Here is a 7,264-nt window from a genome sequence, read left to right on the forward strand (position 1 = left end):
TGTCGCCCACTGTTTGACCACAACGAACGAAGTGAGTGGCGGGAGTTTGGGCGACGGGCCATGAAACCAGTCAGCGGAGGGAAGTCTTCGCCCCCCAGGGGGCGAAGACCGCACCGGCCGGCGAGCCCCAGCCTCCCCCCACATGCCTTTGCAAGCAGAAAAACTACGAGAACAAATCCGGCTCCGGCCCCCCCTGCTCATGCAGCCGCACCCGGCCGTCCCGCCAGGCGCTGTCGAAGTCGTTCTCGATCGCCTTCAGCTCGTCCGGCGAGCGCAGCTGCGCGCCCACCACGCCGATCGCGCGGTTGCGGCCCTGGCCCTTCGCGGTGTAGAGCGCCATGTCGGCCAGGTTGACCGCCTGCTCCCACGGCACCGGCAGCTCGTCGGGCGGCAGCGGGAAACGCACGTAGCCGATCGATGCGGTGACGCGCAGCACGTCGTCGGGGCCGCCGTCGGTGCCGCTGGCGATCGGCTCGCGCCCGATCTGCTCCAGCACGCGCGCCGCGAGCTGCTCCGCCTGCTCGGCGCTGACCTCGGGCGCGAGGATCAGGAACTCCTCGCCGCCCCAGCGCACCACCAGGTCGCGCTCGCGCACGCAGCCGGCCAGCCGCCGCCCCACCTCGACCAGCACGGCGTCGCCCACCGAATGCCCATGGCCGTCGTTCACGTGCTTGAAATGATCGATGTCGACCAGCAGCAGCGCGCCTTCGATGCCCTGGGTGCCGTTGCGCGCCATCGCGGCCTGGAACTGGCGGCGGTTGGCCAGGCCGGTCAGCGGGTCGCGCTCGCTCTGCAGCCGCAGGTTGGCATGACTCGCCTGCAGCCGGCGGTTGATCTCGCGCACCCGCAGGTACAGCAGCGCGGCGACCCCCACCGACAGCGCCAGCACCGCCGCCATCAGCGCCCACACCCGCTGCTGCAGCTCCTGGTTCGCGAGCGCCGCGGTCTTCAGCGCGTTGTCGCGGCTCACCAGCTCGATCTCGCGCTGCTTGCTCTCGGTGTCGTAGCGCTGCTGCACGTCCTTCAGCGCCGCGGCACGGTTGGCCTTCATCACCTCGGCACTCAGCTTGCGCTCGCGGTGGAACAGCTCCAGCGCGCCGCGCGCATCGCCAGCCGCCGCCAGCGCCTCGCCGAACTCGCGCAACGACTGCGCCTCGCTGCCCGGCGCGCCGTTGCGCTGCCACAGCTCGACCAGCCGGGCGAGGTCGAGCCGGCCTTCGTTGAGGCGGCCGAGGCCGATCTTCGCGAGCCCGGCGTTGTTGATCAGCACCCGCTCGGCACGCAGGTCGCCGTGGCGGCGCACCACCGGCAGCGCGGCCTCGGCCGCACGCAGCGCATCGGCGGGGCGCTCCTGGCGCGCATACAGGTCGCTGAGGTTGGCGTTGACCAGCGACTCCAGCCGCGGCGAATCGGCCCGCGCGGCGATCGGCAGCGCCTCTTCGGCCAGCCGCAGCGACTGTTCATGCTCGCCGCGCAGGTCGGCCAGGCGGGCCTCGTGCAGCCGCAGCCGCACATCGACCTCCGGATCGTCGAGCGATGCCGCCACGCGTTGCGCCTGCTGCAGCGTGCGCACCGCGCCGGGCATGTCGCCCTGGCGCGCGATGTCGAGCGCGAGCAGCCCCAGCACCAGCGCCTGGCGGTAGCCGTCGTGCTGGGCCTCGGCCAGCTGCGCGGCGGTGCGCAGGTGGCGCGCGCCCTCGGCCCACAGCGCGCGGCTCTGCGCATGGCGCTCCAGCACCTGCAGCGCGCGCCATGCAGCGCGGTAGTCACAGCCCGGCGCGGTGGCCGCCGGCGCACCGTCGGGCCCCGGGCAGCCCTGCTGCAACGACGGCACCGCCGCCTGCGCCAGCGCGGCCGCCACGTCGAGCTGGCCGTTGTTCTCGGCGACCAGCGCACGGACCAGGTTGGCGCGCGCGGTGCTGTCGGCCTCGTCCGCCTCGGTGCCGGCCATGCTGGTGCGGATCTCCTCGGCCAGCATGCCGGCTTCGCCGATGCGGCCGTTCTGCGCCAGCACGATCGCGCGGGCGAGCTGCAGGCGGCGGATCGTCTGCACCGGCCGCGGCGAGATCTCCTCCTGTTCGTGCTGCAGCTGCAGCAGCGCCTTCAGCGCCGGCTCCGGGCGGTCGTAGCCCTGGCGCACCAGGCGGTCCGACTGCTCGATCACGCCGGCCGCAGTCGCGCCGGCAGCGAACAACAGCCACGCGACACCCGCGCACCGGAGTCCGTGCCACAGCGTCATGCGTGGCCCTCGAGCACCGGCCCGCGCAGCAGCGTCAGCGTGACCTGCCCGTCGCGCCAGGCGGATTCCAGCGATGCGGTGATCGCCTGCAGCCCCTGCACCGTCTGCGCATGCAGCAGCCCGACCCCGTAGGCCCGGTTGCGGCCGTGCGCCTTCGCCAGGTAGAGCGCGGTGTCGACCAGGTTGATCGCCGGCTCCCACGCGACCGCCAGGCCGGTCGGCTCGATCGGGAAGCTCGCGAAGCCGATCGAGCCGGTCACCGCGATCTCGCGGCCCTGCCAGCGCACCGGCACCTGCCCGACCGCATCGAGCAGCCGCTGCGCCAGCGCATCCACCTGCTCCCGCGACAGCGACTGCACGACCACCAGGAACTCCTCGCCGCCCCAGCGCACGACCAGGTCGGGCTCGCGCAGCGCATCGGCCAGGCGCTGCGCCATCGCGACCAGCACCGCGTCGCCGGCCGCGTGGCCGTGCTCGTCGTTGATGCGCTTGAAGTGATCGATGTCGAGCAGGAACACCGTGCCGGCCAGCTGGCCGTCGACCGACATCTGCTTCATGGCCGCCTGGAAGTAGCGCCGGTTCGCGAGGCCGGTGAGCGGGTCGCGCTCGCTCTGCACCTTCAGCTGCGCATTGCTGTGCGCGAGCGCCTGGTTGGTGCGGCGCACGCGGCGCATCATCAGCAGCACCACCGCGAACGACAGCACGAAGGTCGCCGCGAGCAGCCACCACAGGCGCTGCTGCAGGTCGCGGCGCTGCAGCTGCGTGCTCTTGATCGCGTTGTCGCTGTTCAGCAGCGCGAGCGCGCGGCCGCGGCGGTCGCTGTCGTACTGCTCCTGCAGCTCGAGGATGGCCTTCTGCTGGTCGCGCTGCACCAGCTTGTCGGCGATCGCACGGTGGCGGTGCAGCGCCTGCACCGCGGCGGCGGCGTCGCCGGCCTTCTCGAGCGCGGTGCCGAACTCCAGCAGCACGTCGGACACCAGCGGCGCATCGCCGCGGCGCTCGGCCATCGACAGCGCCAGCTCCACATGCCGCTTGCCGTCGGCCACGTCGCCCAGGCCGATGTGGGCCAGGCCCATGTTCCACAGCGCGATGATCTCGCTGCTGGTGTCGCGCACCTCGCGCGTCAGCGGCAGCGCCTCCTGCGCGCGGCGCAGCGCGGTGCGGTAGTCGCCGCGCTGCAGGAAGAAATCCGACATGTTGGCCAGCAGCAGCGCCTCGTCGAGCTTGGCGCCGGCCTCGTGCGCATAGTTGATCGCGGACTGCATCGAATGCAGCTCCGCGGCGACCTCGGTCGGGCCGTCGAGCAGGATGCCCTGGATGTTGTGCACGCGGGCCAGCGAGATCTTGTCGTCGGCGGCCGTCGCGATCGCCAGCGCCTCGGCATTGGTGCTGCGCGCGCGCTCGGGCTGCTGCGCCTTGTAGAGCGAGTAGGCGGCGCGCGAGCGGGCCTCGGCGCGGTGCCAGGCGATGCCGAGCTGGTCCGCGAGGTCGATCTCCTGCAGGTGCAGCCGCACCGCGTCGTCGAGCTTGCCGGCGCGCTGCTTGGCCTTCGAATGCGCGGCCAGGAAACGCAGGCGGCTCGCGGCCGGCGTCGACGCGGGCAGTTCGGCCGCGGCGGCATTCAGCAGCTGGTCGGCCTCGCGCGCGTCGCCGCTCTTCAGCGCCATGCTGGCCTGGATCAGCCGCGCGGCCGCATCGGTGGCGGGCGTCGCCTGCTGCCGCAGCCGGCGGGCGCAGTCGGTGGCCGCGTCGAACTCCGAGGCCTCGGTGTGCATCAGGCCCTGCAGCGTGAGCCCGTCGACCCACTCGCCGCTGCCGATCGCGAGCGCGGCGACGCGCGTGCGCAGCAGCGCGGCCGTGTCGGATGGGCGGGCGCGGCCGGTCGATTCGAATTCGGCGAACGCGCTGTCGGATGCGGCAGCCTGCGGTGCCGAGGCAGCGGCCGGCGTCGGCGTGGACGCCGGCACCGGCGCGGCGCGCGCACCGCCGCACGCGAGCGCGGCGATCAGCACGCAGCTCAGGCGCAGGGGGAAAGCCCCAGGGGCACGCAGGATCGGGTCCATCGGTGGATATCGACCAGCAAGTGGTGGACCTGAGCGCGGTCCGGATGCTCAGCGGCCAGGACGGCGCCGCAGCAGCGCATGCAGCAGGATGGCACCGAAGGTCGCGGTGCCGATGCCGCCGAGCGTCAGGCCGCCGAACTTCAGCGTGTAGTCACCGGTGCCGAGGATCAGCGTGACCGCGGCGACGATCAGGTTGGTGTTGTCGCCGAAGTCGACCCGGTTGTCGACCCAGATCTTGGCGCCGGCCACCGCGATCAGCCCGAACACGACGATGCTGACGCCGCCCATCACCGCCAGCGGGATGGCCTGGATCAGCGCACCGAACTTGGGACTGAAGCCGAGCACGATCGCGATCAGCGCGGCGACCACGAACATCGCGGTCGAGTAGATCTTGGTCGCGGCCATCACGCCGATGTTCTCGGCGTAGGTCGTCACGCCGGTGCCGCCGCTCGCGCCGCTGACCATCGTCGCCAGGCCGTCGCCGATGAAGGCGCGGCCCATCAGCGCGTCGAGCGGCTTGCCGGTCATCGCGCCCACCGCCTTCAGGTGGCCGAGGTTCTCGGCCGCCAGGATCACCGCGACCGGCGCGATCAGCAGCATCGCGTCGGCCTGGAACACCGGCGCCGCGAAGCCGGGCAGGCCGAACCACGCGGCCGCGGCGACGCCGGACAGGTCGAGCGGCTTGCCCAGCCCGAAGCCGTTGGCGAGCACCGCGTAGACGACGCTCGCGAGCAGCAGGCCGACCAGGATCAGCAGCCGCTGCGTCATGCCGCGCGTGTACACCGCGACCAGGCCGACGCTCAGGAACGTGACGGCCTGCATCCAGGCGTCGAACGACGTCGGTGCCATGTTCTTGATCGGCACGCCCGCCAGGTTCAGGCCGATCACCGCGACGACCGCGCCGGTGACGACCGGCGGCATCAGCGACTCGATCCACGCGGTGCCGGCGGCCGTGACGGCCAGCCCGATCAGCAGCACGACCGCGCCGCAGGCGACGATGCCGCCGAGTGCGACGCCCAGGTTGGCGTTCGGGCCGTGCCCGCCGTAGCCGCTGGCGGCGATGACCACGCCGATGAACGCGAAGCTCGAACCCAGGTAGCTCGGCACCTTGCCGCCGACGACGACGAAGAAGATCAGCGTGCCGATGCCGCTCATCAGGATCGCGACGTTCGGGTCGAACCCCATCAGCAGCGGCGCCAGCACGGTGGCGCCGAACATCGCGATCACGTGCTGCACGCCCATCGCGAAGGTCTGCGGCCACGGCAGGCGCTCGTCGGGCGCGACGACCACGCCGGGTTGGGCGCTGCGGACGCGCCAGGTGGGGAGGGACATGTCGTGCTCCTGTGTTCTTCTGCGTTGCGCACCCGGGGCGGTGCGCGACGCAGTGTAGGAGCGCGGCAGAAACGAGTCACCCGGGCCGGCACCGATGGTCGGCGCGCCCGGGTGGCGGTGGGGAAACGGAATTCGACGGATGTGAAAAAAGAGGGGAAACGGGACAGGTGCCGGGGGCTCGCTCTCATCCACCCCGGCTTGCCCGTTCCCCCTTGGACGTCACATACGTCTGGAAATCAACGCGTGCCGCGGACGCTGCCGGGCGGCGGGAACAACGACAGCTGCGCCGGAGCGCGGCTCGATTGCAGGACCTTGAACGACCGATCGGTCGAGTTCCCGGCCTGCGGCGTGATGCGCGTCACGCTCGGCTGGGTCGTCGGGCGGACGATCATGTGTTCGGTGCGGGGTGCCATCGCGAGGCCCCTTCAGTGGCCGACCAGCCATTGGCTGGGGGCGAATTCGCTCGGGCGCACGGTGACCATCTCGGCCGCGGCCGGCGACAGCACGTTGGCGGCACGGGCCAGCCAGTGCCTGACGTTGCCACCGCCCTGCCCGGTCGCGGGCTGCGCCAGGCGCAACAGCGACGAGGCGCCGCCGCGGCAGCTCGGGGTGGCCGGGCGGGCCCGGCGGGGAGAAGGCGTACGACGATGGAACAGCGACATGGCAACGACGTCCTTGTGTTGGAGCTGCTGCCGGTGTGTGGAGCGGGAGAGTCACCGGACTGGCAGTCTGTGCGCAGTCAAGCGCAGCTTCCATGCCAGCCCGGTTTCGGGTCTTGCGACCCTTCTTCGGACCAAAAATGCCGCGTGACGAAGTCCGTGCCGGCCGAATTGTGGCCAGACGGTAAGGTCGCGGTTACAGACTTGACCGGATTCGTCGATCCGCCGCACTTATTCCAACGGCGTTTTTCAACCACGGTTACAAGGGCCGGCAGCGACCGCTCAGGGGCCGTGCCGCGCCGCTCATCTATTTGGCACGCACGTGCTCGACGACGAGCCGGATGCCCTCCTCATCCGACAGCACCCGCCGGTGGCCGAGGCCGCGCGTCGTGGCCAGCGAGGCGTCGGGCAGGGCTTGCTGCAGTGCCCGGCTGCCGGCCAGCGGCGCAACGCGGTCGCCCTCGTCGTGCAGCAGCAGCGTCGGCTGGACCAGCCGCTCGCCCAGCCAGGCCGGCTCGAACTGCTGCAGTGGCACGCCCTCGCGGCGCTCGATCGCGGCGCCCATCCGCTCGGCCAGCCCGGCGCCCAGCCCGAAGCTGCCGCTGAACCAGTGCAGGAAGAGGCCGGGCGGCGGCGACGGGGCGATCAGCGCCAGCCGCTTCACCGGCAGGCCGCTGGCAGCGGCATGGCCGGCCGCCAGCGCGCCCAGCGAATGCGCGACCACGGCATGCAGCGGGCCGAGCCGGGCCGAGGCTGCCCACAGCGCGCGCACGAACTGCGGCAGCGTCGAGCGCCACGCGGCGCTGCGGCCGTGCGCCGGGAAATCCAGCAGCACCGGGGCGAAGCCGGCGGCCGCCAGCGCATCGCCGAGCGGCCGCATCTGCAGCGCGTCGCCGGCCCAGCCGTGCACCAGCAGCACGGTCGGCCGCCCGGCGGGCTGGTCGGCGCGGCGGTAGACCGCGACCGTGCCC

6 protein-coding genes are annotated in these 7,264 nt (G+C 72.3%); all 6 read right to left on the minus strand.

All coding sequences use genetic code 11. From position 1 onward, the window contains the following. Positions 1 to 163: 163 nt before the first annotated feature. Entirely contained in the window at positions 164 to 2,239 is a 2,076-nt protein-coding gene (locus AC1DXV_RS28705; RefSeq protein WP_477936815.1) for a GGDEF domain-containing protein, read from the minus strand. Next, positions 2,236 to 4,302 carry a diguanylate cyclase domain-containing protein gene (locus AC1DXV_RS28710; RefSeq protein WP_477936817.1) on the minus strand — a complete coding sequence of 689 codons (2,067 nt, stop codon included), beginning with the start codon at positions 4,300 to 4,302 and terminating at the stop codon, positions 2,236 to 2,238. Before AC1DXV_RS28710 ends, AC1DXV_RS28705 begins: the two co-directional genes overlap by 4 nt. A 48-nt stretch (positions 4,303 to 4,350) precedes the next feature. Continuing rightward, the gene (locus tag AC1DXV_RS28715; RefSeq protein ID WP_477936819.1) at positions 4,351 to 5,634 is read right to left on the minus strand and encodes a solute carrier family 23 protein; all 1,284 of its coding nucleotides are present in this window, start codon (positions 5,632 to 5,634) and stop codon (positions 4,351 to 4,353) included. Between the two features lie 236 nt (positions 5,635 to 5,870). Next, positions 5,871 to 6,047 carry a hypothetical protein gene (locus AC1DXV_RS28720; protein ID WP_477867304.1) on the minus strand — a complete coding sequence of 59 codons (177 nt, stop codon included), beginning with the start codon at positions 6,045 to 6,047 and terminating at the stop codon, positions 5,871 to 5,873. 12 nt (positions 6,048 to 6,059) lie between these two features. Then, on the minus strand, positions 6,060 to 6,296 hold the full coding sequence (locus AC1DXV_RS28725; RefSeq protein ID WP_477867302.1) for a hypothetical protein: 237 nt from the start codon (positions 6,294 to 6,296) through the stop codon (positions 6,060 to 6,062). 304 nt (positions 6,297 to 6,600) lie between these two features. Then, the coding region (locus AC1DXV_RS28730) for an alpha/beta hydrolase (protein WP_477936821.1) at positions 6,601 to 7,264 on the minus strand (664 nt) is incomplete at its 5' end.

The sequence above is a fragment of the Rhizobacter sp. P3_C12 genome (assembly GCF_056402735.1).

What these genes read in the sequence shown, in the direction of transcription:
- AC1DXV_RS28705 (WP_477936815.1), bottom strand. Translation starts at nt 2,239, where the DNA reads ATGACGCTGTGGCACGGACTCCGGTGCGCGGGTGTCGCGTGGCTGTTG.
- AC1DXV_RS28710 (WP_477936817.1), bottom strand. Translation starts at nt 4,302, where the DNA reads ATGGACCCGATCCTGCGTGCCCCTGGGGCTTTCCCCCTGCGCCTGAGC.
- AC1DXV_RS28715 (WP_477936819.1), bottom strand. Translation starts at nt 5,634, where the DNA reads ATGTCCCTCCCCACCTGGCGCGTCCGCAGCGCCCAACCCGGCGTGGTC.
- AC1DXV_RS28720 (WP_477867304.1), bottom strand. Translation starts at nt 6,047, where the DNA reads ATGGCACCCCGCACCGAACACATGATCGTCCGCCCGACGACCCAGCCG.
- AC1DXV_RS28725 (WP_477867302.1), bottom strand. Translation starts at nt 6,296, where the DNA reads ATGTCGCTGTTCCATCGTCGTACGCCTTCTCCCCGCCGGGCCCGCCCG.